Origin of the sequence: Candidatus Accumulibacter cognatus (genome assembly GCF_000584975.1) — a bacterium.
In the GTDB taxonomy this organism is placed as follows: Bacteria; Pseudomonadota; Gammaproteobacteria; order Burkholderiales; family Rhodocyclaceae; genus Accumulibacter; species Accumulibacter cognatus.
Window position 1 is genome coordinate 23280 of the sequence record NZ_JDST02000053.1, and the last position, 26655, is coordinate 49934.

22 protein-coding genes are annotated in these 26655 nt (G+C 65.9%); 17 read left to right on the plus strand and 5 right to left on the minus strand.

Annotated elements, in window-relative coordinates; genetic code table 11:
• Window position 1: 1 nt before the first annotated feature.
• From AW06_RS10435 to AW06_RS10455, 5 genes are all read right to left on the minus strand, one after another.
• On the minus strand, window positions 2–691 hold the full coding sequence (locus AW06_RS10435) for a class I SAM-dependent methyltransferase (RefSeq protein WP_034949491.1): 690 nt from the start codon (window positions 689–691) through the stop codon (window positions 2–4).
• 128 nt (window positions 692–819) lie between these two features.
• Window positions 820–2151: a class I SAM-dependent methyltransferase gene (locus AW06_RS10440; RefSeq protein WP_034949493.1), complete on the minus strand. Its 1332-nt coding sequence runs from the start codon at window positions 2149–2151 to the stop codon at window positions 820–822.
• A 266-nt stretch (window positions 2152–2417) separates the two neighbouring features.
• On the minus strand, window positions 2418–3035 hold the full coding sequence (locus AW06_RS20385) for a hypothetical protein (RefSeq protein ID WP_273704593.1): 618 nt from the start codon (window positions 3033–3035) through the stop codon (window positions 2418–2420).
• A gap of 100 nt (window positions 3036–3135) precedes the next feature.
• Window positions 3136–3783, minus strand: a complete 648-nt coding sequence (locus AW06_RS10450) for a PEP-CTERM sorting domain-containing protein (protein ID WP_273704594.1) — start codon at window positions 3781–3783, stop codon at window positions 3136–3138.
• A gap of 225 nt (window positions 3784–4008) precedes the next feature.
• Window positions 4009–7344 (minus strand): VanZ family protein, encoded by a 3336-nt coding sequence (locus tag AW06_RS10455; RefSeq protein ID WP_273704595.1) that lies wholly within the window; start codon window positions 7342–7344, stop codon window positions 4009–4011.
• A 158-nt stretch (window positions 7345–7502) separates the two neighbouring features.
• Between AW06_RS10455 and AW06_RS10460 the strand changes: the two genes are divergently transcribed.
• The 17 genes from AW06_RS10460 (at window position 7503) to AW06_RS10540 (ending at window position 26085) form a co-directional block, all read left to right on the plus strand.
• On the plus strand, window positions 7503–7742 hold the full coding sequence (locus AW06_RS10460; RefSeq protein ID WP_034949496.1) for an acyl carrier protein: 240 nt from the start codon (window positions 7503–7505) through the stop codon (window positions 7740–7742).
• Between the two features lie 3 nt (window positions 7743–7745).
• Window positions 7746–8996 (plus strand): beta-ketoacyl-[acyl-carrier-protein] synthase family protein, encoded by a 1251-nt coding sequence (locus AW06_RS10465; RefSeq protein WP_034949497.1) that lies wholly within the window; start codon window positions 7746–7748, stop codon window positions 8994–8996.
• 18 nt (window positions 8997–9014) lie between these two features.
• Window positions 9015–9299, plus strand: a complete 285-nt coding sequence (locus AW06_RS10470) for a phosphopantetheine-binding protein (protein ID WP_034949500.1) — start codon at window positions 9015–9017, stop codon at window positions 9297–9299.
• Window positions 9296–9970: a hypothetical protein gene (locus tag AW06_RS10475; RefSeq protein ID WP_034949503.1), complete on the plus strand. Its 675-nt coding sequence runs from the start codon at window positions 9296–9298 to the stop codon at window positions 9968–9970. Before AW06_RS10470 ends, AW06_RS10475 begins: the two co-directional genes overlap by 4 nt.
• Complete coding sequence (locus tag AW06_RS10480; RefSeq protein WP_034949505.1) at window positions 9967–11322, plus strand: AMP-binding protein; 1356 nt, start codon at window positions 9967–9969, stop codon at window positions 11320–11322. The genes AW06_RS10475 and AW06_RS10480 overlap by 4 nt, the downstream gene beginning before the upstream one ends.
• Complete coding sequence (locus AW06_RS10485; protein ID WP_034949563.1) at window positions 11309–11611, plus strand: dehydratase; 303 nt, start codon at window positions 11309–11311, stop codon at window positions 11609–11611. The genes AW06_RS10480 and AW06_RS10485 overlap by 14 nt, the downstream gene beginning before the upstream one ends.
• Complete coding sequence (locus tag AW06_RS10490) at window positions 11608–12519, plus strand: acyl-CoA synthetase (RefSeq protein WP_138677798.1); 912 nt, start codon at window positions 11608–11610, stop codon at window positions 12517–12519. The genes AW06_RS10485 and AW06_RS10490 overlap by 4 nt, the downstream gene beginning before the upstream one ends.
• The gene (locus tag AW06_RS10495) at window positions 12516–13085 is read left to right on the plus strand and encodes a LolA-related protein (RefSeq protein ID WP_034949508.1); all 570 of its coding nucleotides are present in this window, start codon (window positions 12516–12518) and stop codon (window positions 13083–13085) included. The genes AW06_RS10490 and AW06_RS10495 overlap by 4 nt, the downstream gene beginning before the upstream one ends.
• Window positions 13082–15421 carry a membrane protein gene (locus AW06_RS10500; RefSeq protein WP_034949511.1) on the plus strand — a complete coding sequence of 780 codons (2340 nt, stop codon included), beginning with the start codon at window positions 13082–13084 and terminating at the stop codon, window positions 15419–15421. The genes AW06_RS10495 and AW06_RS10500 overlap by 4 nt, the downstream gene beginning before the upstream one ends.
• A complete protein-coding gene (locus tag AW06_RS10505; protein ID WP_034949513.1) occupies window positions 15418–16065 on the plus strand; it encodes a hypothetical protein in 648 nt (215 codons plus the stop codon). The genes AW06_RS10500 and AW06_RS10505 overlap by 4 nt, the downstream gene beginning before the upstream one ends.
• A 5-nt stretch (window positions 16066–16070) precedes the next feature.
• Window positions 16071–16871, plus strand: a complete 801-nt coding sequence (locus AW06_RS10510; protein ID WP_034949516.1) for a polysaccharide deacetylase family protein — start codon at window positions 16071–16073, stop codon at window positions 16869–16871.
• Window positions 16868–17590, plus strand: a complete 723-nt coding sequence (locus tag AW06_RS10515) for a methyltransferase domain-containing protein (RefSeq protein ID WP_034949518.1) — start codon at window positions 16868–16870, stop codon at window positions 17588–17590. Before AW06_RS10510 ends, AW06_RS10515 begins: the two co-directional genes overlap by 4 nt.
• A 100-nt stretch (window positions 17591–17690) precedes the next feature.
• Window positions 17691–18884, plus strand: a complete 1194-nt coding sequence (locus tag AW06_RS10520) for a beta-ketoacyl-[acyl-carrier-protein] synthase family protein (protein WP_034949520.1) — start codon at window positions 17691–17693, stop codon at window positions 18882–18884.
• A complete protein-coding gene (locus tag AW06_RS10525) occupies window positions 18881–19684 on the plus strand; it encodes a beta-ketoacyl synthase chain length factor (protein ID WP_034949522.1) in 804 nt (267 codons plus the stop codon). Before AW06_RS10520 ends, AW06_RS10525 begins: the two co-directional genes overlap by 4 nt.
• A complete protein-coding gene (locus AW06_RS10530) occupies window positions 19678–20130 on the plus strand; it encodes a hotdog family protein (RefSeq protein WP_034949524.1) in 453 nt (150 codons plus the stop codon). Before AW06_RS10525 ends, AW06_RS10530 begins: the two co-directional genes overlap by 7 nt.
• On the plus strand, window positions 20127–20846 hold the full coding sequence (gene fabG / locus AW06_RS10535; RefSeq protein ID WP_034949525.1) for a 3-oxoacyl-ACP reductase FabG: 720 nt from the start codon (window positions 20127–20129) through the stop codon (window positions 20844–20846). The genes AW06_RS10530 and fabG overlap by 4 nt, the downstream gene beginning before the upstream one ends.
• A 55-nt stretch (window positions 20847–20901) precedes the next feature.
• Entirely contained in the window at window positions 20902–26085 is a 5184-nt protein-coding gene (locus AW06_RS10540) for a RecQ family ATP-dependent DNA helicase (protein ID WP_034949565.1), read from the plus strand.
• The last annotated feature ends 570 nt before the right edge of the window (window positions 26086–26655 follow it).

Here is a 26655-nt window from a genome sequence, read left to right on the forward strand (position 1 = left end):
GTCAGCCGATCCGGAGCGGACGTGCTTCCAGCACGCCGATCAGTTCGAACATCCGGCTCGGGTATCCGTTCCGTGAGCGCGTCGAGTAGCGCCGCAGACAGGCCAGCCGATAGGGTGCTGCGATCCGTCGCAGTTCCTGCGCGCTGTGGTGATGAGCAACAAAGCTGGCCTGCTCCTGTTCATCGAAGACCGCGAAGTTGCCCCAGCGCCCTCCGCTCGCATGGCCCTGCACGTACCGGCTGCGATTGTGATCACACGCCGGCATGAGGAGAAAATCATTGACGTAGATGACTCCTCCATCGACCAGGAGATCCTGTGCCCGTTCGAGGCCGCTTTGCCAATCCGGAAACGCCGGCAGGCAGGTGAGAAAGCGGTTAAGGACGACGACGTCGAAGCTCGCCGGCTCGGCAAAGCGATCGGCCAGAAAGTCGGCAACGACGAACTCGGGCCAACGCCCGGCTGTGCTCATTGGTCTTTGCCGCCGGGCCACTTCGACGGCCCGCGGATTGATATCGATACCCAGCACCCGCAAACCGATCGACGCCATGAAGAAGCTCGCCGCGCCGTGATGACAGCCAACGTCCAGCGCCCGTTGCCCGGCATGGACTCGCCCGGCCAAAGAAGCGGGCACGACATCGCGGCTCGCCGGGGTGTAGTCCAGATCCTTCCAGTAACGGTAGTCTTCCAACATCGGCGGATCCATGGACGGAAAGTCACCCGTGGGAAGGTAGTATCTGCGTGCCGGATGGACACTGTCAATGTTCACACTCGTCACAGGCAGCCCGGATATGCGCTGCGCAAATCGGGGCGGATTCCACCCTATCGGCCGGCAGATGCCGGATCGGCCGACGGATGCCGCAACAGCAAGCGTTCAATGGTATTGAGCGTGTCGTAGGTCTCGGAGAAATCCGCGAACAGGGCGCTGTCGTCCGGCGCCTGAGCCTTGCCGTGCCAGTCGCGGCGGAAGCGTTCGAAGATCTCGCCGAAACTGCGCCGGCCATCGATCAGGCGCAGGATCTGCGGCCCGTAGCGGCCGGGATTGACGGTCAGCGCGACGCCGGAATGCTGGTGATGCAGCAGAAACGGCTGGCCGCGGCCACTGCCGAATACCCGCGCGGCGGTTTCGCCATCGAGCGGCTCATGAAAGAAGAAAGGGATGTATTCGGCATGACCATACGGCGCGGTGCTGGCCGGGCTGGAGGTTGCGTAGAGCACGTGCATCGTGATGCTGCCACCCAGCAACTCGGCGATGGCATATTGCCGCCGGCGCGGCAACTGGCGCAGCGCACGCAGGATGTCTGGCGGTTTCACGCCCAGCACCATGTGCGGCAGATAAGGTGCGCGGCCGCGTTGCACGTCGGTGAATTGCAGGTGCAGGCCGTGGCCGTTCCCATCGGCGTCCCGCGCCAGCCAGTCGAACAGTTCATCTACGGAATAGGCGCGATCCTGTGGATGCAGCAGCAGGTCGACCAGACCGGCATCGCCCTGCCGATGGTCATGGTAGAGGTCTTCTGCACGCCGGAACCAGTTGCTGGCCGGCAGGCTGTCCAGGATCTGCCGGGTGTTGGCGATCTTGCGTTCCAGGTCGGATTCACCGTCGTTGACCATGCGCAGCAGTTCCTGCATCTGGTAGACGCCTGTGCGACCGGCCCTCGCATACAGCATCAGGGCGATCGAGCCATCGGGCTTGAGAACGGCGCGCAGCGCCTCCAGGCCGGCATTCGGATCGGCCAGGTGATGCAACACGCCACAGCAATTGATGTAGTCGAAAGGCTCCAGCGCCAGGCGGGGCAGGTTGAGCAGTGAATCCCCGATCCATTCGATATTGTCCAGCCCGCGTACCCGTGCGCGTTCCCGCGCAATCGTCAGGCTAGCCTGGCTGATGTCCAGATGCACGATGCGTGCATCAGTACCCTTGAGTTGTTCGGCCAGGAAAATGGTCGCGTCGCCGGTGCCGCCACCGGCAACCAACACCCGGAAATGATCGCGGAACGTTTGCCGGCCGGCAAAGCAGTAGTGGTTGACCATCGGCAGGTCGTCGAGCCAGGTCTGCAGCAAGCGCCTGCCTTCGTGGGCGGGATCGCGGGCCGGATAGGGTTGCGCCTCGTACTGCGCTTTGACTTCGGGCAGGAAGTGGTGGCTAACGTCCATGACTAATCCAGACACCCCCGATCATGAAAGTGATGACCTTTGCCCTCTCCCCCAACTCCTCCCACGACCCGCGCTGCAGTGCGGGCCGGCGTGCGGCGGCACGCAGCAGTGCTCCGAAGAACACCGCTTTTGCCCTGCGAGTGGCAAATGGAGACTCATGAGTCGCTGACACGACTTTCACATCATAGAGGCATGGCCATCGGCAGTCTGGTCAGGACTTGAGATTCAGACCTCCCCGGGACGCGGTCCGTGCCGCCAGTGACCCCTCAACAGGGGCCGCCACCCAGCTTGATCCTGGCCTTGATCTCGGCCCCACCGCTGCAGAAGCTGTGCGTTCCATCGCCGTTGTTAAAGACCGAGTAGGTGTAGACATGGCCGTGGCCATAGTCGTGCGTGACGAAAGCTCCACGGTTCGAGCCTGTCACCGTCCAGCTACCCACCTCTGCCGAAGGATCGACTTTGTCAGAGGGACCTCGCTTGTAGTCGATCAGCTTGCCTCCGGACTGATGAAGCTCCTGCCATTGCATGGTGGCCACGGTAACCGGCGGAACACACACGGTATTGTCTCTCAACAAGGTGGTGAGCGCTGGCTCATTGACGCGTCCAGTGCTACACCCCGCCAGCACACCTTGTGAAAAGCCGGCTAAGGCAACACCGAGAGTGACTCCAACAATCAAAGTTTTCATCGCAATGACCTTAAGGAATGAAATGGGACGGGATGGTTTCTCAAATGAAAAATGCTCAGCCGACGAGGTTTGGTCGCTGTCAAGAAAGATGGCGGCTATTTTACTTGGCCAGAGCGGGTCAGGCCAGTGCCAGGCCCTGACATGGGTGGCTGCAGCACAATGCGATTCGCGGCCGAAACGGCAAAGAGCAAGCGCCATGCGCTTTGTTGGTCGGCATTTCCCGGCCGCCGCCGCAACCGGTTCGGGACGGTCTGGGCGGCGAGGTGTTCTTGCTCATACCAGGATTGAAACCAATCAATCAGACCGTCCTTCGCTTGCGCGATGCCGCCACACCGACCAAACCTAAAGCGAGGAGGGCGATGGAATAGGGTTCCGGTAGTCCCGGCGGAGGAGGAGGCGGTAGCGGGGCCCGAAAGTTCGAGATCGTGATCATCGCGGCCCCCCCAAGATTGTCGATCGTCTCGACGTAGAAGCCGAACACGTCCCCCGCGGCAACGGAGAAATCAAAAGAACCGCTCTGGCTGGCTGCACCAGAGAGATCGGTCACCTGGACCGTACTGCCGTTCAATAGATAACCGGCGGTATCAAAAAACGCACTGGGTACAGGTGGTGTCGATAAGGGATCGCCTACGTCGAGCGTTTCGTAACTCCAGTCGAAGTGGACCAACCCAGCCCCCCCGGCAATAATGGTGAAACTGGTCAGTGAAGAGAACGGAACCCCCGCGCCAGCGCCAATCACGTCGGAGCCGATCACCGTGACCGAGGCCGGAGCGCCCGAAGTGTAGGAGCCTGTTCCACACTCGCTAGGAGAAGCGCAGGAATTGGTGAGCGTCCAGCTACCGGGGACACCGTAGTAACCGCTGAAGTCGGCCGATGCCGGGAGCGAAAGGCCCAGCAGGCCGGCCGCCGAAATGGCGTAAAGCAAATTTGCACGAGATCGTTTCATGTTCGACCCTTCCATATGGGATTACAAGACAGACATCATTTTGAAGCATTATTCGTGCCCGTTATAAAACATCAGTACAATCAAATGATTATCATGGAAGCCGGTTCCTTGCCGCTTGTAAGTGTAAAAATCTCCGACACATAGCAGGCCCCGAAGTGCTCGGGAACCTTGCCAGCACATGGTGATTTCCGGCCCGATCGAACCGATATCGGGCAGCAATCACGCTCACGGCGCCCCCCGAGCCGACCTGCTTTCGCCAGCCCACCCCACCCAGGTCAGCAGCAACAGCAGCAGAAGGAATCGCGGCGCGTCGATGAGCGTATCGAGGAGCGTGATCACCAGGACCCCCGACAGTGCGGCCAGAAAGGCGCCAGCCCAGACATCACCCGTCCATGCGCGGCGGCTGGTGCGTGTCATCCCCAGCCCGATCAGGCCCGCCATGGCCACGAGGCCGAGCCAGCCCTGGTCGAACAGGATGGCCACCGGCATGCTCCAGACATGCCAGGGCAGGTCCTGGTCGACGCTGAAAAACCATCGATCGAGCCCCTGTTCGAAGTCGCCGTTGTGACTGACCTGAGTTCCGTCTGCGGCCAGCAGACGGACATTATCGATGTCCACACGGCCCTGCGATGCATTGGCAAGCGATAGCTTGACCGGCCGCCGTGCCAGCCACCCGCCGCTGCCGAGTTCGCCACTGGACAGGCGAAACTGCTGTGACTGCCATTGTCCGTCCCCTTCGGCAATATCGGCCGTCTTGAATATGCAAAGCCCCGAGGTGAGCAGGAGTTTCTCGCACAGGGAGACGGAAACCCCCTTCCCCGCCTGGGGGCCGCGAATGTCGAGCTGCAGCGTGTATTCCTCACCGGGTGCGATGCGAATGAATTGTTCCATGTACAGGGGATTGCCCGTGCCGAGCCGCAGGAAGGTATTGCCATGCTCGCTTTCGAGGCGGTAACTGGTCGCCCTGGGCTCGCTGCTGCGCCAGTAGTGGGTTTCCGGGAAGCGGCCGACTCCCATTCCCAGCAGGGCGGTGATCAGCCCTGGGTCGCGCATGGCCAGGGTATCCGCCCAATGGTCCCGGCGCGCGGCCAGATCATGGCCGATGGCCGAGATTCGCTGCTGCGCAAAGGCACCGCTGTAGATCGGAACGGCCACCGCCGCGGCCAGGGCTAACAGTAGCCCAGCCGCTGCCCATCGATAGACCCTGGATCGAAGAGCGCCGGGGCCGGACGCCCGCGCTTCTTGCATGGGCGCCGGCGCAGGGTCCCTGGCCGTGTTGCGCGCGGCGCTCGGCCAGCGCGATGGCAGGATCAGCAGGCAGGCGATGATCAGGGCCAAAGCGAAGCCGGCATACCCTGCTCGTGAAAAGGTCACCATGATGGCATAGCTGGCGCCGAGCAGCAGCAATCCACTCGCCAGCCGCGCGGCGAGCGAACGGGCCTGCACCATGGGCAGCAAGGCAAAAGGCAGCGCAGCCGTCAGATACGCTTCGATATCGGCACCGCCGGTATGCATCTGGGAAAAGGGTCCGGTGACCCGGTAGGTATCGGTGAAATTGAGAAGTCCGGGAAAGAGCATGCGTTCCCAGATCACCACTGCGATCGTCCCGGCGAGTCCCACCCCCATGCCGGCCGCGAATACCGGGCGAACATCCTGACCCGCAGCGGTGAAGCGGTGCATCAGGGCGAACAGCAGCAGTGCCCACAACGCCCCTCTGGCAATGCGCAGGGCATTGAATGGGCTGTAGTAGCTGGAGAAGCTGTTGACATCGGGCAGCGCCATCGGAAGCACGGCGTACAGCGTGCTGACGGTAAAGGTCAAAGCCAGCAGGCAGGCCACTGCCAGACCCGGCAGATCGCGGCAGGAACCCTTGGGCGCCGGCCGAACGCGGGCGTAACCGACCGCCAGGCTGACGATGACCAGAAAATCGAATTCATCCAGGTAATAACGCCCGCTCCAGGGGGCCAGATCGAGCAGCGGGATGGCGGCCGGAATCGCTGCCCAGAGCAAGCCAGGCTGGAACCAGAGCAGTGCCGCGTAGCACAGCAGCAGCAGCGCGAGCAATCCGGGATAGAAAGGGAAGTCGATGACGATCCAGGCCGCCACCGCCAGGATCGTGGCCAGGGCCAGGCAGGCGCGCCTCGAAGCGTGGCCGGCGCTGCCCGCCGACGCCTTCTCGTCAATCCGGATCACTGGCCGGGTCACGACCGTGAGGCCGGCCTGCCGGGTTGCCACCGAGGCCTGCTCCAGGCCTTGTAGAAGCTTGCTGACCGACCAGGCCGCGATGGCACCGATCAGGAGATTGGTCGGGTCCGGGTGGTGGGCAAGAAAGAGTTTGCTCGACTCGATGCCGGTCGCGGCCAGGGCGGCGACCCACAGTGCCGCGGCCGGCGACCACCAGCGCAGCCAGGCCAGCACCCCGATCGGGGCGTACATCAAGGCCACCGATACCAGACTGATCAGGGCGGCGTGCTCGGTGGTGTAGTAATGATAATAGAATGGCAGGAAGCGGGCCTCGGCCAGCGTACGGCTGGCGACCGCCTCGCCGTGCCAGGCATGATCGAACCAACCGTTTACCGCCACCAGAGCGAGCAGGTAAAGCAGACCGAGTGGCAAGGCCAGCTTCCTGCTCCTGGGCTGGAGATGGAGATCATGCAGGGAAATCCGGTCTTGCCAGAGACGAGCGCCGCCATACATGCCGATGGCGCGGGTCAGCAGCGAGACGCCCTGGCTGGAGCCCGAGAAAATGAAGAACTGCGCTGTTTCGATGGCCACCCCCAGGACAATGCCATAGAGTACGGCATGCTGGGTCGCAGGACGCTCTCTGGCGAGGTTCCAGCGGCCGAGGATGAAGCCCAGGGGAAGGACGGCAAGCATCTCGGCGGTTAACTTGGCGATCAGAATGACCGGGCCGCGACCTGTGCCCTGTTCGGCAAACAACCAACCCCAGGCATCGGACTGCACCTTGGCCACCAGTTCGGCTTTCGACAGCAGAAAATCGAAGGGAAACAGGCTGAACAACAGGTAGGCGACCGCGTAGGCCTGTAGGGCGCGGCCGGCCAGCTGGCCCAGGTTCCCGCTCAGGGCAGCAAGCACTTTGCGAAACCACGCCGACCAATGGAAGGCCAGCGCGATCCCCACGACACTGCCGATGAGCTCGGCGATCACGTCGTTGCGGGAGACCGTTCGCGGAGGAAAGTACAACTGGGCAAACTCCACCGCCAGCGCCAGCGCAAAGCAGAAACACGCCGTGCCGACGAGCAAGGGAAAGCGCGCCCGCAAACCCTTGTTCCAGCCAAAAAGGGCCACGCTAAGAAAGCCCACGGGAACATAGAGCACGCCATTGGCGATCCAGTCGGCCCGGCTCTCGACGCCGAGTTTCAACATGGGTAACTGCTTGAAGGTCGCCCAGGCCTGATCAAACGGCAGCAGACGAAAATCCAGTGGCACCAGGCTGCCATAGATGACGAAGGCGACATACGCGAGCCAGAGCAGGACGCGCTGGGTCAGCGCCACGTCAGGGCCGGCGACTCGACGATCAGCAGATTCAACGCGGGGCATGGGGAGGGACTCTATCACAAGATCTGGAGACTTCCAGGATCGCCATTTATTCATGCTTGCCAACCGATTTCCTCAGAGGAGAGCCGGCTGGCGTTGAACGGATTTACCCATGGCAAAGCGTTGGCGGGATGGCAACAATCGGATAGAATCGAAAAATTATGGACTCCCTTTCAGTGATACGCGAATTCCTGCAAGAACGACTCGGTGTCGAAGCGGTGAAGATCACTTCGGATGCGCTTCTGGACGACCTGGGGGTCGATTCGTTCATGGTTCTCGAACTGATGTTCGAATTCGAGGAACGCTTCGGCATCACCCTTGCAAGGGATCTGAAGACTCCGCGAACCGTTGGCGAAATGGCAGGCCTGATGGATCGGCTGCGCGGCGAACATCAGTCTTGAGTCATGAGCCGGCGTCGCGTTGCCATCACAGGGTTGGGCCTGGTCAGCCCGTTTGGCGATAGTCTTGCGGACTTCTTCCAGCGCATTCTGAGCGGCGAATCGGCGGTTCGCCTCCTCCGTCTCGACGAGCTGCCGCGGGCCTTGGCCATCCCTTTCGTCGCCTGCCCCGGTTTTCAGGCCAGTGCGGTACTCGGCAAGGCACTGGCGGGAACGATGGACCGCTTCGCCCAGTTGGGGACGGCTGCCGCGTTCGCGGCCTGGGACGATGCCGGCCTCGACCGGCGGCAAAACGCCGAAAGCCGCGAGCGCTGGGGCGTCTCCTGGGGAACGGCCCTGGGTGGCACACTGGCCTATGAAAAGGGTTACAAGGAGCTGTGGCAAAAGGGCCGCGAACGGATTTCGCCGCTCTCCGTCATTCTCGGCATGAATAACGCGGCCAATGCCCACATTTCGATCCAGCTTGGGCTGGGCGGCGTCAGCATGAGCCATACCGTCGCCTGTGCTTCTTCGAGCATCGCCATCGGCGAGGCGTTCCGACGGGTGCGCAGTGGTGAGGCGCCGATCATGCTGACCGGGGGTTCGGACGTACCGCAGGCCTACGGCGTGGCGCGTGCCTGGGATGCCTTGCGCGTACTGGCCAGCGGTGACGAGAAGACGGCTCCCGTCGCCTGCCGGCCTTTCAGTGAAGACCGGGACGGGCTCGTGCTTGGTGAGGGTGGTGCTGCCCTGGTACTCGAGGACTGGGAACATGCGCACAGGCGAGGAGCACGCATTCACGGGGAACTCATCGGTTATGGCAGCACCTGCGACCATGCGCATCTGGTCCGTCCTGAGGCCGACGGCCAGATCCGTGCGCTGCGCGCGGCGCTCGACGATGCCGCCCTGAACCCAAGTGATGTCGACTACATCAATGCGCACGGAACGGCAACCATCGAAGGCGACCCGGTGGAGGTCGAAGCGATCCGAGCGGTCTTTGGCGATGGCGGGACGAGACCCGCAGTCAGCGGCACGAAGTCGATGCACGGTCATCTGCTCGGTGCCGCAGGGGCCATCGAGGCCATCGTCACCATTCTGTCCCTGCGCGAGCAGGCCATTCCACCCACTGCTCACCTCGATACGATCGATCCGGCATGTGCTGGCGTCGACCATGTCAGCGTCACCCGACGTGATCAGCCACTCAGTACGGCACTTTCGAATTCCTTCGCATTCGGCGGCAGCAACGCGGTGCTCGCCTTTCGCGCCGCCTCGCAATAACTCCACGGGAAAAACGTGATGTCCCAAGAAACCAGCACCCTCACAGCCGAAACCCTCCTGGCGGAAGTCGCCGACCTGATCGTCTCGGCGCTCAATCTGGATCTCGATCCGGGGAACATCGAACCGGATGCGCCGCTGTTCGGAGAAGGACTTGGGCTGGATTCGATCGACGTCCTTGAGGTCGCGCTGGTCGTCTCGAAGCGCTATGGTTTTCAGTTGCGTTCGGACAACGACGACAACGTGCGCATCTTCTCGTCCTTGCGTACGCTGGCAGCGCACATCGCCAGCCAACGAACGAAATGACCGTGATCACCCCGGCCAACCTCCTGCGCGTGAGCAGCCTGGCCGGGCTGTTGATCGCCTGGACATGGCTCGCGCACGAGACCAGCGCCGGCGAGAGTGCCTCCGATCTGGCCGTGGCCGTGGCCAGCGCGCCGATCGTGGCCGTCGTCGTCCTCCTGCTGTGGCGGGTGGACCCGCGGCAACGGGGGCTGCCGGCAACCGGCGGACTGGCTGCGACCCTCATCCTCGCCTGGCAATGGCAGGCGCTACGGCACAATGTTGCCCTCCTGTATTACCTCCAGCACGCGGGCACCAACCTGGCACTTGGCCTGCTGTTCGGACGCAGCCTGATCGGCCAGGGCGAGCCGCTGGTCACCCGCTTCGCCCGTCTGGCCCACCACGGCGTCGTTTCGGACGCCCAGGTGCGCTACACGCGGCAGGTGACCATCGCCTGGACTGTCTATTTCGGGATGACTGCGGGCCTGTCGACCGCCCTCTTCCTGTTGGCATCGCCGATCGTCTGGTCAACCTTTGCCAATCTTCTGACCATGCCCCTCCTGGGCCTGATGTTTGCCGGCGAGTATCTGGTCCGACATCGTGTCTTGCCACCGGCGGATCGTACCCGGATTGCCGACACCATCCGTGGCTATCGTGAGGCACGCCAACCGGGTTCACTGGCGAACGACCGATGAGCGCGGTGCCGCTGCTCGGGCACACCAGCCTCGACGACATCCTTGCCTACCTGCCCGACGGCCCGGCGACCGTGCGCGACTTCCTCGCCAGCGCGTCGGCACTGGCCACGATCCTGCCGACCAGCCAGTATTTTCTGAACCTCTGCCAGGACCGCTATCGCTTCAGCGTCGGCCTGGCGGCTGGCCTGCTTGGAGAGCGCACGAGTCTGCAGCCGTCGTCCCAATCGGTCGAAACGCTGCGCCAGATCCGGCACCAGCATCCCGACGTCTTCTGCCTCTGCGACAGCGCTTTCGACAGTCTCGACCTGCCGCGAGTCGACTTCCCCGATCGACTGGCAGCTCCCTCCGAAGCCTTCGCCCGAATCCCCGACATCTCCGCCGAACGGGTGGCGATCATCGCCTACACCTCCGGATCGACCGGCCTACCGGTCGCACACGCCAAGTCCTGGGGATCGCTGGTCCGCAACGCCCGCGCCGAAGCCGGCCGGCTCGGTCTGCTGCACGGACCTCGGCACACCATCGTCGGCACCGTGCCGGCACAGCACATGTACGGATTCGAATCGACGGTGCTGCTCGCCCTGCACGGTAATTCGCCGTTCTGGTCGGGCAAGCCCTTCTATCCACAGGACATTGTCTGCGCGCTGCAGTCCGTGCCGTCGCCCCGGCTCCTGGTCAGCACACCTTTTCATCTCGGCACGCTGCTTGCCGCCGAGGTCGAACTGCCGACCGTGGAGCGGCTGCTGTCGGCCACCGCCCCGCTCTCGCGGCAACTCGCCATGACAGCGGAATCCCGTTTTGGTGCCCCGCTGCACGAGATCTACGGGTGTACCGAAAGCGGTCAGCTAGCCAGTCGGCGCCTGCTCGCGGACCCCGCCTGGAGGCCGCTCGATGGGGTCTGCCTGGAACGGGAGGGCGACCGGATCGTCGCGTTCGGAGGGCATATCGAAGGCCGTGTCGTCCTTGCCGACGAGATCGAGCTGTTGCCCGACGGGCGCTTCATGCTGCTGGGGCGCAACGCCGACCTGATCAGCATTGCCGGCAAGCGCAGCTCGCTGGCCTACCTCGACCACCAGATCACGGCCATCCCCGGCGTCGTCGATGGCGCTTTCTTCGAGCCCGACACCGCGTCGTCACACGGCATCACGCGCCTGTGCGCGTTCGCCGTTGCACCGCAACTGACCGGGCGACAAGTGCTCGCCCGATTGCGGCAGCGGGTCGACGCGGCCTTCCTGCCACGGCCCCTGTTCCTGGTCGATGCGTTGCCGCGCAACAGCACCGGCAAACTGCCGCGCGCCGACCTGCAGGCGCTGTACGAATCCTGCCGGACGACTTCCCGCGATGCGTCGCACTGATTTCGAATGGACCGTTGCCGCCGGGCACCCGGCCTTCTCCGGACATTTCCCCGACCAGCCGATCGTCCCCGGCGTCGTTCTGCTCGACCGCGCGCTGTACTTCGCCGAAGCCGTGCTGGGCAGACCGGCATTGGTCTGGGAGATTGCCCAGACCAAATTCTTCAGTCCCGTCGGCCCGGGCCAGGTGCTCACTTTCCAGTTGCATGAAAGGCCGGACACGAGCATCGCCTTCTCCGTCCTCGCTGAAGGATGCGAAGTGGCCGCCGGCCACCTGAGACCGGGCCGATGAACAGCGGGCAGCACGCCGCCGCCTGGCTGCACCAGCGGGAGCGCAGCAATCTCGCGATCCTGCGGCTGATGGTCTGGATCTCCCTGACCCTAGGCCGCCGCGTTGGCCGCCTTCTGCTCTACGGAATCGCCCTGTATTTCCTGTTCTTTTCTCCACAGGCGCGGCGCGCCAGTCGAAACTACCTTGGCCGTTCACTCGGACGTTGGGCCGAATGGTCTGACGGCTACCGCCACGTCCTCACCTTCGCGAGCACGATCCATGATCGGGTCTACCTGCTCAATGATCGCTTCGACCTGTTCGACATCGAGGTGCATGGCAGCGAAGCCCTGCATGCGGCGCTGGCAAGGCAGCCGGGTGCGCTGCTGGTCGGCGCCCATCTCGGCAGCTTCGAAGTCCTGCGCGCGGTCGCCCGCGGTCGCGCCGGCCTGAAGGTAGCGATGCTGATGTACGAAAAAAATGCCCGCAAGATCAATGCCACGCTGGCAGCGATCAATCCGTCGGCGGGTCAGGACATCATCCCCCTCGGCCGTTTGGAATCGATGCTCGAGGCACGCGACAAGCTCGACAAGGGGTATCTGGTGGGCATGCTGGCCGACCGCGCGCTGGTCGACGAGGCCACGCAGGAACACGATTTCCTCGGCCAGCCGGCGGCCTTTCCGATCGGACCGTTCCGCGTGGCAGCGATGCTGCGCCGGCCGGTGTTCTTCATGACCGGGCTGTATCTGGGCGGCAACCGCTACCGCCTCCACTTCGAAATGCTCGCCGATTTTTCGCAGGTGGCGGCGCCCGACCGAGAGGCGGCAATGCGCGCGGTGCAGGCATGCTACGTCAGCCGCCTTGAGCACTATTGCCGGCAGGCTCCCTACAACTGGTTCAACTTCTTCGACTTCTGGCGGAAGGCGCGGTGAAGCGACTGCTCGCCGCCCTGTTGCTGACGGTCCTGACCACCCCTGTGCGGGCGGCCGCCTGGGATCTGGCGCAACTGATGGACGAGCTTGCCCGGACGCGCGGCGGCAAGGCGCGCTTCGTCGAGACCAAATACCTCGCGCTGCTCGACCGGCCAATCGTAGCGAGTGGCGAAATGCGCTTCACGACGCCCGACCGGCTAGAAAAGCGACAATTGACGCCGCGTCCGGAAACGCTCCTGCTCGACAAGGAGCGGCTGACCATCGAGCGCGGCCAGCAGAAACTGAGCATCGATCTGACTGCCCAGCCGGAGGCACGGGCCTTCGTCGACAGCATCCGCGGGGCGCTCACCGGCAACCGCCAGGCGCTCGAAAAGAACTATGCGCTCCACCTTGCCGGCAACCGCGAGCGCTGGACACTCACCCTGCTGCCAAGCGACCAAGCGATCGCCGCCATTGTTCATAAGATCAGTATCGCCGGCCAAGGCAACCGCATCCACAGCATCGAGTATCTGCAGGCCGACGGTGACCGGGCAGTGATCCGCATCGAGCACATCTCCGAGAAGTGACCATCCCCGCCCTCCGTTCCTTCGTTCTCTGGTCGATGGCAATGCTCGCCGGCGCTGCGATCGTCTGGCATGGCCGCTTCTCGGCCGACATGTCGTTCTTTCTGCCGGCACACCCCAGCGCCAGCCAGCAGGTTCTCGTCGACCAGCTCAGGGAGGGTGCCGTCACGCGACTGTTGATGCTGGGCATCAGCGGCGGAGATGCCGGGCAACGGGCTACGCTGTCCCGCGAACTGCGCGCGCGCCTCGCCAGCCAGCCCGAGTTCATCGCCGTACGCAACGGCGAAGCGCACAGTCTCGACGCAGACCGCGAATTCCTGTTCCGCCATCGCTACCTGCTCAGCCCGGCGGTGACACCGGAACGTTTCTCGGTCGCCGGCCTGCGCGCCGCGATCGCCGAGAGCATCGACCTCCTGTCTTCGCCCGCCGGCCTGCTGGTCAAACGGCTGCTGCCACAGGACCCGACCGGCGAACTGATCGGCCTGCTGCTCGGACTCGATGCCGGCGCCCAGCCCGACAGCCGCGCCGGCGTCTGGTCGTCGCGCGACGGCGAACGGGCAGTGCTGCTGGCGCAGACCGCCGCCCTGGGTTCAGACACCGACGCCCAGGCCAGGGCACTCGATGTGGTTCGCGAAGCATTCGCCGCCGCCCGCGCAGCCGCCGGGGTGCCGGCCGCCAGCCTGCAGATTGCCGGCCCGGCGGTGTTTGCCGTGCATGCCCGGGCGACCATCCAGGCGGAAGTCGCCAGGCTGTCGCTGATCAGCACGCTGGCCATCGCCGGCCTGCTGTATTTCGTCTACCGCTCGTTCAGGCTGATGAGCCTCGGCTTGTTGCCGGTGGTCAGCGGCGCGCTGGCCGGCATGGTCGCTGTCAGCCTCGCCTTCGGCACGGTTTTCGGGATCACCGTCGGTTTTGGTTCGGCGCTCATCGGCGAGGCGGTCGATTACTCGATCTACTATTTCGTCCAGACCGAACGTGGCGACACCACAACCTGGCGCGCCCGCTTCTGGCCGACGATCCGTCTCGGCGTCCTGACCTCGGTGTGCGGCTTCGCGGTTCTCCTCCTGTCCGGCTTTCCCGGACTGGCCCAGCTCGGCCTGTATTCGCTGAGCGGCCTGCTCACCGCCGCCGCCGTCACGCGTTTCGTCCTGCCGCAACTGCTCCCGATCGGCGTCGAGCCACGCGACCTGAGCGCGCTCGGCCAGGCGTTTGCGCGACTCGCCGCCTGGCTGCCGCGGCTGCGCTGGCCGCTGATCGTCCTCGCCACACTCGCCGCCGCCAGTCTGATCGCCAACCGTGACCCCTTGTGGAATCAGGAACTCGCAGCCCTGAGCACCGCCAGCACCGAAGACCTGGCCATCGACCACGCGCTACGCGCCGACCTCGGCGCACCCGACGCCCGCCTGCTGGTCGTGGTCAGCGCCGCCGACCGCGAACAGGCCCTGCAGGCCGCCGAACGTACGGGCGCCCAACTCGACCGGCTGCTCGCAGCCGGCGTCATCGGCGGCTACGATTCGCCAGTCCGCTTCCTGCCCAGTGCGGCAACCCAGCTCGCGCGGCGCGCCAGCCTGCCCTCGGCGGCGCAACTGCGCGAACGTCTGCCGCTGGCGCTCGCCGATTCGCCGCTCGCCGCCAGCAAGCTCGAACCCTTCCTGCGCGACATCGACGCCGCGCGCGTGGCGCCGATCATCGGCCCGGAAGCGCTGCACGGCACCAGTCTGGCGCTCGCCGTGGACGCCCTGCTGCTGCCGCGGCGCAACGGCTGGAGCGTCCTCCTGCCGTTGCGGCCGCCGTCCGGTGACCACCTGCGCGCGCTCGACGCCGAAGCCTTGCGCGCGACCCTGGCGGGTTCCGGTGCGCTGCTGATCGACATGAAGACCGAGGTGGACAAGCTGTATGCGCACTACCTCGACGAAGCACGGCTCCTCTCGCTGGGGGGGTTCGTCGCCATCGTTGGCCTGCTCGGCGCAACCCTGCGTTCGCCCCGCCGCGTGCTGCGGGTGATCATGCCACTGCTGCTGACGGTCCTGCTGGTCACCGCCGCCCTCAAACTGGCCGGCGTCCGCCTGCAACTGCTGCATCTGGTCGGCATGCTGTTGATCGTCGCCATCGGTTCCAACTACGCCCTCTTTTTCGACCGCCTCGGCGGCCGGCTGGCTGGCGAACCGCGGACGGTCGCCTCGATGCTCATCGCCTGCCTGACGACCGCGATCGGTTTCGGCACGCTGGCGACTTCGCAGGTGCCCGTCCTGCAGGCGCTGGGCATCACCGTCGGTCCGGGCGCGGTCCTGGCACTGCTCCTCTCGGCCTGCTTCATCCAGCCGGCACCGCAGGCATGAGCGCACCTCTGCGAACCCTCGGCCGGATCACTGGCGCAGCGACGCGGCTGGTGCTGCTGCCGGGCGCGCACATGAACGCGGCGGACTTCGTCAGCGCCGGTTTCTTCAGCGCCATCACGCGCCGCCGCCTGCCGCTCGACCTCCTGGCGGTAGACCTCGACCTGGCGATGATCTCCAGCGGCGAGGCTCTGCCCGCACTGCAGGAAGAAATCCTGTCGCCGGCGCGCGCGCAGGGTTGCCGGAACCTCTGGCTGGGCGGCATCTCGCTCGGCGGCCTGCTGGCGCTGTGTCAGCAGGCCGATTCGCCGGGCAGCGTCGATGGCCTCTGCCTGCTCGCCCCCTACCCTGGCAGCCGGCTAACCGCCGATGCCATCGCCGACGCTGGCGGGCTGGCCCACTGGCAACCCTCTGCCGAGCAACTCGCCGACTGCGAATTTCGCGTCTGGCAATGGCTGCAGAAACCACCAGCCGACTTCCCGGTCTTCGTCGGCTATGGGGCCGAAGACCGCTTCGCCGCGGGCCTGCGGAAGATCGCCGGCTGCTTCCCGTCGACCGCCAGCCAGGTCGTCCCCGGTGGTCACACGTGGCCTGTCTGGCAGCTCCTCTGGGAACATTTTCTCGACCGGCGACTCCTGCCGACGTGAAGCACATGCCAAGACCCTGGAATCCCTCGCCGGCCATCCAGGCCTCGTTCGCCCTGCACGGCGCAGCAGCGCTCGGCGTCCTGGCGATGCCGGGCCACTGGCCGTGGGCGCTCGGGGCACTGGCCGCCAACCACCTGATCCTGACGACGGCCGGCCTGCTGCCGCGCAGCACCCTGCTCGGCACCAATCTGACACGCCTGCCGGCCGCGGCCAGCGCACGCCGGGAAATCGCCCTGACCATCGACGATGGCCCCGACCCGGAAGTCACGCCGCGTGTTCTCGACCTTCTCGACATCGCCGGCGCGCCGGCGAGTTTCTTCTGCATTGGCAGCCGCGCCCGCCGATTCCCCGTGCTCTGCCGCGAAATCGTCCGCCGCGGCCACCGCGTCGAGAACCACGGCGACTCGCATTCATCCGCCTTCGCCGCCTTCGGCATGCGCCACATGCACGCCGACATCGCGGCCGCGCAGAGCACGCTGTCCGACATCACCGGTCAGGCGCCGCGCTTCTTCCGGCCGACGGCGGGGCTGCGCAGCCCGCTGCTCGACCCGGTCCTGGCGCGTCTCGATCTGCGACTCGCGGCATGGACACGCCGCGCCTTCGACACCCGCGAGGGTAATCCGCAGCGCGTCTTCCAGCGGCTGATCCACCGTCTCGGCCCCGGCGACATCCTGCTGCTGCACGACGGCCACGCCGCGCGCGCACCCACCGGCGAAGCCCTGATCGTCGCCGTCCTGCCCCGGCTGCTGCAGGCCATCGCGGAGAGTCGCCTCAACCCCGTCACCCTGACCCATTCCCTGGCATGAACGAACCCTTCCTGTCCACCCTGCTCGACGACGCCAGCCGCCCCTTCCGCGCCGGCGGGCACTTCGCCTACTACTATGCGCGCGGCAAGCTGTCCAGCGACTGCATCTTCCGCGAACTTCTCAGGCGCGGCATCTTTCCTGCCGAAGGGCGCTTTCTCGACCTCGGCTGCGGCCAGGGCAGCCTGTTTTCGTGGCTGCTGGCGGCGCGCGCGCGCTACGAGAAAGGTCATTGGCCGAGCGACTGGGCGGCCGCCCCGAAACCGCTGCGCCTGCGCGGTTATGAGCTGATGGCCAGGGACGTCGAACGCGCCCGGCGCGCCTTCGGCCCGCAACACCCGATCGTCGACATCCGGCAAGGCGACATGTGCGCGGTCGACTTCGGCCAGGCGGAGGTTGTCACCATCCTCGACGCGCTGCATTACATCGACCACACGCGTCAGGAGGACGTCCTGAAGCGGATTCGGGCAGCACTGCCGCCAGGCGGGCTGTTCGTCACGCGCGTCGGCGATGCCGGCGCCGGCCTCCCCTACCACCTCTGCAACTGGGTCGATCACGCCGTCACCTTCTGCCGCGGCCACCGCCTGGCGAAGCTCTACGGGCGCACGCTGGCGCAATGGTCCGAACTCCTCGACACGCTCGGCTTTTGCGTCGAAACGCTGCCGATGAACGAGGGCAAACCCTTTGCCAACAACATGCTGGTATGTCGACTGTCGGCATGAACGTCCCGCCGGCCGTGCAGCCGCTCGTCGTTGCCGATGCGTCGGGCAACCGGCAATCGTCCTCTGCTAATATTCGGCTCCGACGATCTGGAGCATCCACTTGATCCCTTTGCTGGTTTCCGCCTACACCCTGACCACCTGCCTCGGCCGCGGCCTTTCTGCGACGCTGGCAGGCCTGCGCGCGGGCAGCAGTGGCCTGGCGCCCTGCGCTTTCGAAACGGCCGTGATCGATACCTGGATCGGCGAGGTGGCGGCGGTCGACGATCAGACCCTGCCGGCGACGCTGGCGCGCTACGATTGCCGGAACAACCGTCTGGCGCAACTCGGCCTTGAAACCGATGGCCTGGCCGAACGGGTGCGCGCAGCGGCAGCGCGCTACGGCCGCCACCGCCTCGGGGTTTTTCTCGGCACCAGCACCGGCGGCATCCTGCAGGCCGAACTCGCCTACCGCCGGCGCGACCCGCACGGTGGCGCCTTGCCCGACGATTTCATCTACCGCAACACGCACAATCCATTCTCGCTGGCCGAATTCGTGAGCGATTTTTTCGACCTCGAAGGTCCGGCGATGACCGTGTCCACGGCCTGCTCGTCGAGCGCCAAGGCCTTTGCGGCAGCGGCTCGCCAACTCGCCTGCGGCAGCATCGACGCGGCGCTGGTCGGCGGCGTCGATTCCCTGTGCCTGACGACGCTCTACGGCTTTGCCTCGCTCGAACTGACCTCGAGCCAGCCGTGCCGGCCTTACGACACGGCGCGCAACGGCATCTCGGTCGCCGAAGGGGCCGCTTTTGCGCTGCTCGAACGCCTGCCGAAGAATGCCCGCCCCGGCTCGCTGCTGCTGCTCGGCTACGGGGAGTCGAGCGATGCCTACCACATGTCCTCACCGCACCCGCAAGGCCTCGGCGCCCGCATGGCGATCGAGGCGGCCCTGCGCTCGGCCGGCCTGCGCCCCCTCGACATCGACTACATCAACCTGCACGGCACCGCGACGCCGAGCAATGACGCGGCCGAAGGCAAGGCGGTGGCCGCGCTGTTCGGAGAGCGCACGCCGTGCAGTTCGACCAAGGGGGCGACCGGCCATACGCTCGGAGCCGCCGGCGCCGTCGAAGCGCTGATCTGCGCGCTGGCGCTCACGCACGAGCTGTTGCCCGGCAGCCCGCACACCAGGACAGCCGACCCGGCGATCCCGATCGACTACCGGCTCACTCCCAGCGCCGCGCGCGTGCAGCGGGCACTGAGCAACTCCTTCGGCTTCGGCGGCAGCAACTGCAGCCTGGTTTTCGGCATCAGCGCATGAGACCGACTCCGCTCACCGCCTGGGTCGACGGCGTCGGCTTCCTCGCCCCCGGCATGCCGGACTGGCCGACCGCCTGCGCCATCCTGCGCGGCGAACAGGCTTATACGCCAGCGCCTTCCGTGCTGCCGGTGCCGAACGTTCTGCCTCCGGCCGAGCGCCGGCGCGCCAGCCGTGTCGTCAAGCTGGCGCTCGCACTTGGGCTGGAAGCCGCCGCCCATGCCGAAGCCGACGTCGGCACCCTGGCCACGGTGTTCACCGCGTCCGGCGCCGACGGCCACAACTGTCACGCGCTGTGCGAGCAATTGGCGACCGACGACCGCCGGATTTCGCCGACCCGCTTCCACAACTCGGTACACAACGCCGCCGCCGGCTACTGGGGCATCGCCACCGGCGCGATGGCCCCGTGCCAGGTGCTGTGTGCCTTCGATGCGAGCTTTGGCGCCGGCCTGCTGGATGCGCTGGCGCAAGTCGTCGTCGACCAACGGGCGACCTTGCTGATCGCCTACGACAGCGAGTATCCGGAACCCCTGCACCGCAAGCGGCCGATCCCTGATTGCGCCGGCGTGGCGCTGCTGCTGACCCCGGTCGAGAGCGTCCGCTCGCTGGCGCGCATCGCCGTCACGCCAGGCACCGACGACGCCGCCAGGCTGGCCGATGGCGAACTGGAAAGCCTGCGCACGACGATCCCGGCGCTGCGCAGCCTGCCGCTGCTGCAGAGGCTGGCCAGGCGCGAAGGGGGCAGCGTCTGCCTCGACTACCTGCCGCCGATGCAACTGCGCGTGGACTGCGTCCCGTGCTAGACCATCGCTGGATCGCCGAGCATATCCCCCACCAGGGCAGCATGTGCCTGCTCGAGTCGGTCGTCGACTGGTCGGCAACGACGATTTCCTGCCGCGCAACCAGCCATACCGACCCGGCCAACCCGCTGCGCACCGAGGGTCGCCTGGGCGCGGCGAGCGCCATCGAGTACGCGGCGCAGGCGATGGCCGTGCATGGCGCGCTGCTTGCCGAAACCGGTGGACGGCCTCGCCATGGCTACCTGACCAGCCTGCGCGGCGTGACCCTGCACGTCGCCCGACTCGACGACCTGCCTGGAGAACTGAGCGTCCAGGCCGAGTGCCTGTCGAGCGACAGCCACAATCTCCTCTACCGCTTCTCGGTCAGCCACGCCGGCCGCTGCCTGGTCGACGGACGCGCCGCCGTCGTCCTCGACGCCGCCAAGGTCGCCGCGGTACGACGGCCATGAAGCGCGCGCTGGTCACCGGCGGCAGCGGCGGCATCGGCGCGGCGATCTGCCGCCGCCTGGCCGCCGACGGCTGCCACGTGATCGTGCACGCCCACCGCGGCCGCGCGCAGGCCGAGGCGGTCGTCGGCGAAATCGTCGCCGGCGGCGGCAGCGCCGAAGCGGTCGTTTTCGACATCACCGAGCGTGAGCCTACGGCGACGGCATTGGCGGACCTCCTCGCCGCCGGCCCGATCCAGATCCTGGTCAACAACGCCGGCATCCATGCCGACGCGGTCTTTCCCGGCATGTCCGGCGAACAATGGGACCGCGTCATCGATGTCTGCCTGAACGGCTTCTTCAACGTCACCCGGCCGCTGATCCTGCCGATGATCCGTACGCGCTGGGGGCGGGTCGTCAGCCTCTCGTCGGTCGCGGCGATCACCGGCAACCGCGGCCAGGTCAACTACTCGGCGGCGAAGGCTGCGCTGCAGGCCGCGAGCAAGTCGCTGGCGCTGGAAGTGGCCAGCCGCGGCATCACGGTCAATGCCGTGGCGCCGGGGATCATCGCCACCGGCATGGCCGACGGCGCTTTCGACGCCGCAACGATCAGGACACTGGTGCCGATGCAGCGCGCCGGCAAGCCTGAGGAAGTCGCCGATCTCGTCGGCTTCCTGGTTTCGGATCAGGCCGCCTACATCTCGGGACAGGTGATCTCGATCAACGGCGCGCTGATCTAGAAGAGCATCGGACGGTCATGGGATGGTGCAGCGTAAACGCCCACTCACGCTGCCCATGAGTAGTTTCGCGCCCCGCTGTCTATCTATCGACCTGGAAGTCGGGCTGCGCGATGGTCGGATTCACCGTTTTGCCGCCGTTCGCGGCGACCAGCCGGATAGGTCGCTGCGTTTCCGGCAGGGCCATCTGCTGGCCGCGCTGGAGGAACTCGAGGCGCTCGCCGAGGGCGCCAGCTTCCTGCTCGGCCATAACCTGATCGCTTTCGACCTGCCGCATCTGGCCGCCGCCAAGCCCGACCTGCGGCTACTGCAGTTGCCGGTGGTCGACACGCTGTGGCTCAACCCGCTGGCCTTCCCGCGCAATCCCTACCACCATCTGGTCAAGCACTATCAGGACGGCCAACTGCAGCGCGGGCGTTTGAACGATCCGCTGCTCGACGCGCAACTGACGCTCGAAGTCTTCCGCAACCAGCAGACGGCGCTGGCCGAAGCCTCGCCGAACCGGGTTCTCGCCTGGCACTGGCTGACGACCGTGCACAGCCGAAAGTCGGGGCTGGATCGCTTCTTCATGGCTTTGCGCCACAAGGCCCGTCCGAGCGATGGCGAAGCGCTCGCCGCCATTCGCCAGCAACTCGCCGGACACGTCTGCGCGACGCAGCTCGGTGAGGTTGTGGCCGATACCGCCGGCCAGGGTTGGGCCCTGGCCTACGCACTGGCCTGGCTGTCGGTGGCCGGCGGCAACTCGGTGATGCCACCGTGGGTGCGCCATCAGTTTCCGCAGGCCGGCATGCTGATCAGGCGTTTGCGCGATACCGCCTGCGCCGACCCGGCCTGCCAGTGGTGCGGGGAACGGCACGATGCCCGAAAGGAACTCGCGCGCTGGTTCGGCTTCCCCGAATTTCGTCCGGAGCCGGCCGACGATGCGGGCCAGCCGCTGCAGCAGAGCATTGTCGAAGCGGCGATGCGCGGCGAACACGTCCTCGGGATTCTGCCGACGGGAACCGGAAAGTCGCTGTGTTACCAGATCCCCGCGCTCTCGCGCTTCGACAAGACCGGTGCGCTGACCGTCGTCATCTCGCCGCTGGTGGCCCTGATGGCCGATCAGGTGGCCGGACTGGAGGCCCGCAACATCCGAAGCTGCGCCGCGCTCAACGGGCTGCTTTCGATGCCCGAGCGCGCCGACGTCCTCGACCGCCTGCGCCTGGGCGACATCGGCATTCTCATCGTTTCCCCCGAGCAACTGCGCAACCGCACGCTGCGCAAGGTGCTGGCGCAACGCGAAATCGGCGCCTGGGTCCTCGACGAGGCGCACTGCCTTTCCAAATGGGGGCAGGATTTCCGCCCGGATTATCGCTATGTCGGGCGCTTCATCCGCGAAAAGGCCGGCAATCAGGCGATTCCGCCCGTCCTCTGCCTGACGGCCACCGCCAAACCCGCTGTGATGGTCGACATCCTGGATCATTTCAGGGACAAGCTCGGCATCGAGCTGCGCTGCTTCAACGGCGGCGCCAATCGTGCCAACCTCGATTTCTGCGTCGTCCCGACCAGCCCGGCCGAAAAGTTCTCGCACATCCATCAGATCCTGGAAGCCGATCTGCCGCCCGAGCTGCCCGGTGGCGCCATCGTCTATTGCGCGACACGCCATCAGACCGAGGAAGTCTCGCGCTTTCTGCGGCAGAAAGGCTGGGCGGTCGACCACTTTCACGCCCGGCTGCCACCGGAAACGAAGAAGGGAACGCAAAAGGCATTCATCGAAGGCGACCTGCGCGTCATCGTCGCCACCAACGCCTTCGGCATGGGGATCGACAAGCCGGACGTGCGTCTGGTCATCCATGCCGACATTCCCGGTTCGCTGGAGAACTATCTGCAGGAAGCCGGCCGCGCCGGGCGCGACCGTCAGTCGGCACGCTGCGTTCTCCTCTACACGGTCGAGGATGTCGAGCGGCAATTCGGCATGTCGGCGCGCTCGCGGCTGTCGCGCAAGGAAATCCAGGCCATCCTGCACTCGCTGCGCAATCTCGACCGGAAGAAACGCCGGGGTGGCGGCAAGGAGGGCGACCTGATCGCCACCGCCGGCGAAATCCTCGCCGAGGATGAAGACGGCGCTTTCGAGCGTGATTCGGCCACCGACGACACGCGCGTGCGCACCGCCGTGTCGTGGCTGGAAGAAGCCGAGCTGCTGACGCGCGAGGAAAACCGGGTACAGGTCTTCCCCTCCTCGCTGCGCGTCGCCTCGCTCGATGAAGCGCGCAAGAAGATCGAGAAAAGAGTCATCGCGCCGGAGTATCGGAAAGGGCTGCTGGCGATTGTCGGCGCGCTGATCGGCGCGCCGGTCGATGAAGGCATCTCGACCGACGAGCTGATGCTCGTCTCCGGGCTTTCCCCCGAAAAGGTCCGCGCCGCTTTCTACGACCTCGAGGCGCTGGGACTGGCCAGCAACGATACGGCGCTGACCGCCTACCTCCACGTCGGCGTCGAGAGATCGTCGAAGAAACGCTTCGCGCAGGCCGCCGCACTCGAATCGGCGTTGATCGGCCTGCTGCGCGAGCAGCACCCCGACCTGGGCCGTGGCGAATCGTCGATCCTCCATCTGCGCCACGCCAACCAGCACCTGAAGGATGCCGGCCACGCCGACGCCCTGCCGGAGCGCCTGCGCCAGTTGCTGAGCAGCCTCGCCGCCGACGGCCGCGACGAGGAAGGGGGCCAGGGCAGCCTGAAGCTGCGGCGGGTCGATGTCGAATCGCTGGGCATCGAACTGCAACGCGAATGGTCGGCCGTGGAAGCCACCGCCCGGCGCCGCCGAGCCGCCGCCGGCTGCCTGCTCGATCACCTGCTCGGCTGTCTGCCTGCCGGTACCCGCGGCAACGATCAACTGGCCGAAACGACGCTGGGCAAACTGCTGGCGGCGCTGGAAGCCGATCTGCTGCTCAAGACAGAAAGAACGATCACGCCCAAGCTGCTCGACCGTGCGCTGCTGTGGCTGCACGAGCAGGAAATCATCTGCCTCAACAAGGGACTGGCCGTCTTCCGGCCGGCCATGACGATTCGCCTGGAGCCCGACTGGAAGCGCAAGTTCATGCCGGGGGATTTCGCGCCCCTCAGGCTGCACTATGACGAACAGGTGGTGCAGATTCACGTCATGGCCGAGTACGTACAGCGCGGACTCAAGGCCATGGCCGAGGCGCTGCACCTGACGATGGACTACTTCAACCTGCAACGCGACGAGTTCATGCGCCGCTGGCTGCCCGATCGGGACAAGGAACTGACGCGGCAGACGACGCCGCAGTCGTGGCACGACATCGTCGAGGTGCTGAACAACCGGCGACAGCGCGAGATCGTTGCCGACGAGCGGGAAAGCACCACCGTTCTCGTCCTCGCCGGCCCCGGCTCCGGCAAGACGCGGGTGCTGGTGCATCGCATCGCCTACCTGATCCGCGTCCGCCGCGAAAACCCGCACGGCATCCTGGCCCTCGCCTACAACCGCCACGCCGCGGTGCAGATTCGCCAGCGCCTCGGCGAGCTGATCGGCGACGATGCCCGCGGCGTGGCCGTGCTCACCCTGCACGCGCTGGCCATGCGCCTGGTCGGTGCCAGTCTGGCCACGCAGAGCGGAGGAGGAGCGAACGGCGACCGCTTCAAGGAGATCATCGAACAGGCGGTCAGGCTGCTCAAGGGCCAGGACCTGCCGCCCGAGGAAGCGGACCTGCAGCGCGAGCGCCTGCTGGCCGGCTTCCGCTGGATTCTGGTTGACGAGTATCAGGACATCGCGCCCGAACAATACGAACTGATTTCGGCGCTGGCCGGCCGCACCCGGCCCGATGAGGACGGCCGCATCAACCTCTTCGCCGTCGGCGACGACGACCAGAACATCTATGCCTTCAATGGCGCCTCGGTCGCGTTCATCCGTCGCTTCGAGGCCGACTATGCCGCCAGGCCGTCCTTCCTGACCGACAACTATCGCTCGACGGCCCACATCATCGAAGCCGCCAACCGGCTGATCGCTCCGGCGGCAAACCGCATGAAGCAGGCACACCCGATCCACATCGATGCGGCGCGCAAGGGCCAGGCCACCGGCGGCGAATGGGCCGGCCTCGACCCGGTCGGCCAGGGGCGCGTGCAGATCCTGCCGGCCGGCGACAACGATCGGACGCAGGCCCTTGCCGTGATCACGGAATTCGAGCGCATGGCAAATCTGGCGCCGGCGTGGGACTGGGCGCGCTGCGCCATCATTGCCCGCAACTGGCGCTCACTCGACCCGCTGCGCAGCTATTGCGAACTGCGGGGCATTCCGGTGCAGCAGGCCGATGAAGACAGCAGCGACTTCTGGAGTCTGCGCGAAACGCAGGCGATGGTCGGCTGGTTGCGAACTCGAGACAGTGCGCTGATCGACGTACCGACGATCCGCCAGTGGCTGGCGATGCAGCCCGCGGAGCCGCCTGCCGCGCACTGGTGGAGCTATCTGCGCGAGGCGGTGGCCGAGTATGCGCTCGATGTCGGAAACGTCGAACTGCCGCTCGACCACTTTCTCGACTGGCTGGCCGAGTGGGGCCGGGAAGCGCGCCGCCGGCAGACCGGCCTGCTGCTGCTGACCGCACACCGGGCCAAGGGTCACGAATTCGATCACGTCGCGGTCCTCGATGGCGACTGGCTGCGGAGCGGCGCCAACGAGGATGCGGACGCCACGCGCCGCCTGTACTACGTGGCCATGACCCGCGCCCGCAAGACGCTGGCGCTGGCGCGCTTCGCGCGCGGCCAGGCCTGGCTCGACGCGCTGGCGGGAGGACCGGCGGACTCGTCGTCCGAATCGTCATCGGCCTCCTCGTCCCACTCGCCGGCCTTCCTGCGTCGCCTCGCGGCGCCGCTGCCAGCGCCGCCGCCCGAACTGGCGCGTCGCCATCGGCGACTGGGCTGGCGGCAGATCGACCTCGACTTTGCCGCGCGCCACCCCCCTGGCCACGCCATTCACCGGGCACTGGCCGCGCTCGCGGTAGGCAGCCGGATCGCGCTGCGCCAGACATCGGCCGGTGCCTGGCGATTGTGCGATGCGCAAGGGGTCGACATCGGCGCCCTGTCGCAACACTTCGAACCGGAAACCGACATGCAGTGCATCGAAGCCCGCGTCGCCGCCATCCACGTGCGCCGGCCGAGAGACGTGGCGGAGGCATACAAGTCGCGGATCAACGCGCAGTGCGAATCCTGGGAGATGGTGGTTCCCGAGCTGGTGTACGCGCCGGGCAGTTGACCAGGGTTCAGGGCGCAGGTAATCGGGTCATTGGCAAGATACTGTAACCCTCTGTAACGCTCAACGAGCAAGTTCGATCCTTCAAGTTGCTCGTCGTGAATTGGGGCAAGAGGCACCCTGCGGACGTGTGGGTTTGGTCGCTCAACCACCGTGGCAAGGCGAGAGGATGCCAGTCAAACACTAAGAGGCGAGCGAGGGACCGCCGCTGCGAACGACCGTTGATCGGCCATTTCTGCCGTTCGCGCCTCGGCTGTGCGCGGTCAGCAATGGGCCGAAAACCGACGACCGCGTCGGACGGTTGAATCCAATTTTCACCGTTGCTCATGAATGCCTCCTTCTCGACTGGAGATTGATACGGCTAGCAGGGGCAGGTCACTGTGGTTGATCCATCGAACCAAACCGAGCATGACGAACAGGTGGTTGGTGTACAATGCGCGTCGTCCGACCTGAAATCTGGCTTCAGGCCCGTTGATGAATGAGCTACCAACACTCTCGCCCTAGCCGACTGCAATGCACGACACGAATCGCGTCAAAGTCAGACCTGAGTTGCTGCGGTGGGCTCGAGAGCGT

Coding starts and splice junctions, on each gene's coding strand:
- AW06_RS10435 (WP_034949491.1), bottom strand. CDS start 691: ATGTTGGAAGACTACCGTTACTGGAAGGATCTGGACTACACCCCGGCG.
- AW06_RS10440 (WP_034949493.1), bottom strand. CDS start 2,151: ATGGACGTTAGCCACCACTTCCTGCCCGAAGTCAAAGCGCAGTACGAG.
- AW06_RS20385 (WP_273704593.1), bottom strand. CDS start 3,035: ATGGCGCTTGCTCTTTGCCGTTTCGGCCGCGAATCGCATTGTGCTGCA.
- AW06_RS10450 (WP_273704594.1), bottom strand. CDS start 3,783: ATGAAACGATCTCGTGCAAATTTGCTTTACGCCATTTCGGCGGCCGGC.
- AW06_RS10455 (WP_273704595.1), bottom strand. CDS start 7,344: ATGCCCCGCGTTGAATCTGCTGATCGTCGAGTCGCCGGCCCTGACGTG.
- AW06_RS10460 (WP_034949496.1), top strand. CDS start 7,503: ATGGACTCCCTTTCAGTGATACGCGAATTCCTGCAAGAACGACTCGGT.
- AW06_RS10465 (WP_034949497.1), top strand. CDS start 7,746: ATGAGCCGGCGTCGCGTTGCCATCACAGGGTTGGGCCTGGTCAGCCCG.
- AW06_RS10470 (WP_034949500.1), top strand. CDS start 9,015: ATGTCCCAAGAAACCAGCACCCTCACAGCCGAAACCCTCCTGGCGGAA.
- AW06_RS10475 (WP_034949503.1), top strand. CDS start 9,296: ATGACCGTGATCACCCCGGCCAACCTCCTGCGCGTGAGCAGCCTGGCC.
- AW06_RS10480 (WP_034949505.1), top strand. CDS start 9,967: ATGAGCGCGGTGCCGCTGCTCGGGCACACCAGCCTCGACGACATCCTT.
- AW06_RS10485 (WP_034949563.1), top strand. CDS start 11,309: ATGCGTCGCACTGATTTCGAATGGACCGTTGCCGCCGGGCACCCGGCC.
- AW06_RS10490 (WP_138677798.1), top strand. CDS start 11,608: ATGAACAGCGGGCAGCACGCCGCCGCCTGGCTGCACCAGCGGGAGCGC.
- AW06_RS10505 (WP_034949513.1), top strand. CDS start 15,418: ATGAGCGCACCTCTGCGAACCCTCGGCCGGATCACTGGCGCAGCGACG.
- AW06_RS10510 (WP_034949516.1), top strand. CDS start 16,071: ATGCCAAGACCCTGGAATCCCTCGCCGGCCATCCAGGCCTCGTTCGCC.
- AW06_RS10515 (WP_034949518.1), top strand. CDS start 16,868: ATGAACGAACCCTTCCTGTCCACCCTGCTCGACGACGCCAGCCGCCCC.
- AW06_RS10525 (WP_034949522.1), top strand. CDS start 18,881: ATGAGACCGACTCCGCTCACCGCCTGGGTCGACGGCGTCGGCTTCCTC.
- fabG (WP_034949525.1), top strand. CDS start 20,127: ATGAAGCGCGCGCTGGTCACCGGCGGCAGCGGCGGCATCGGCGCGGCG.
- AW06_RS10540 (WP_034949565.1), top strand. CDS start 20,902: ATGAGTAGTTTCGCGCCCCGCTGTCTATCTATCGACCTGGAAGTCGGG.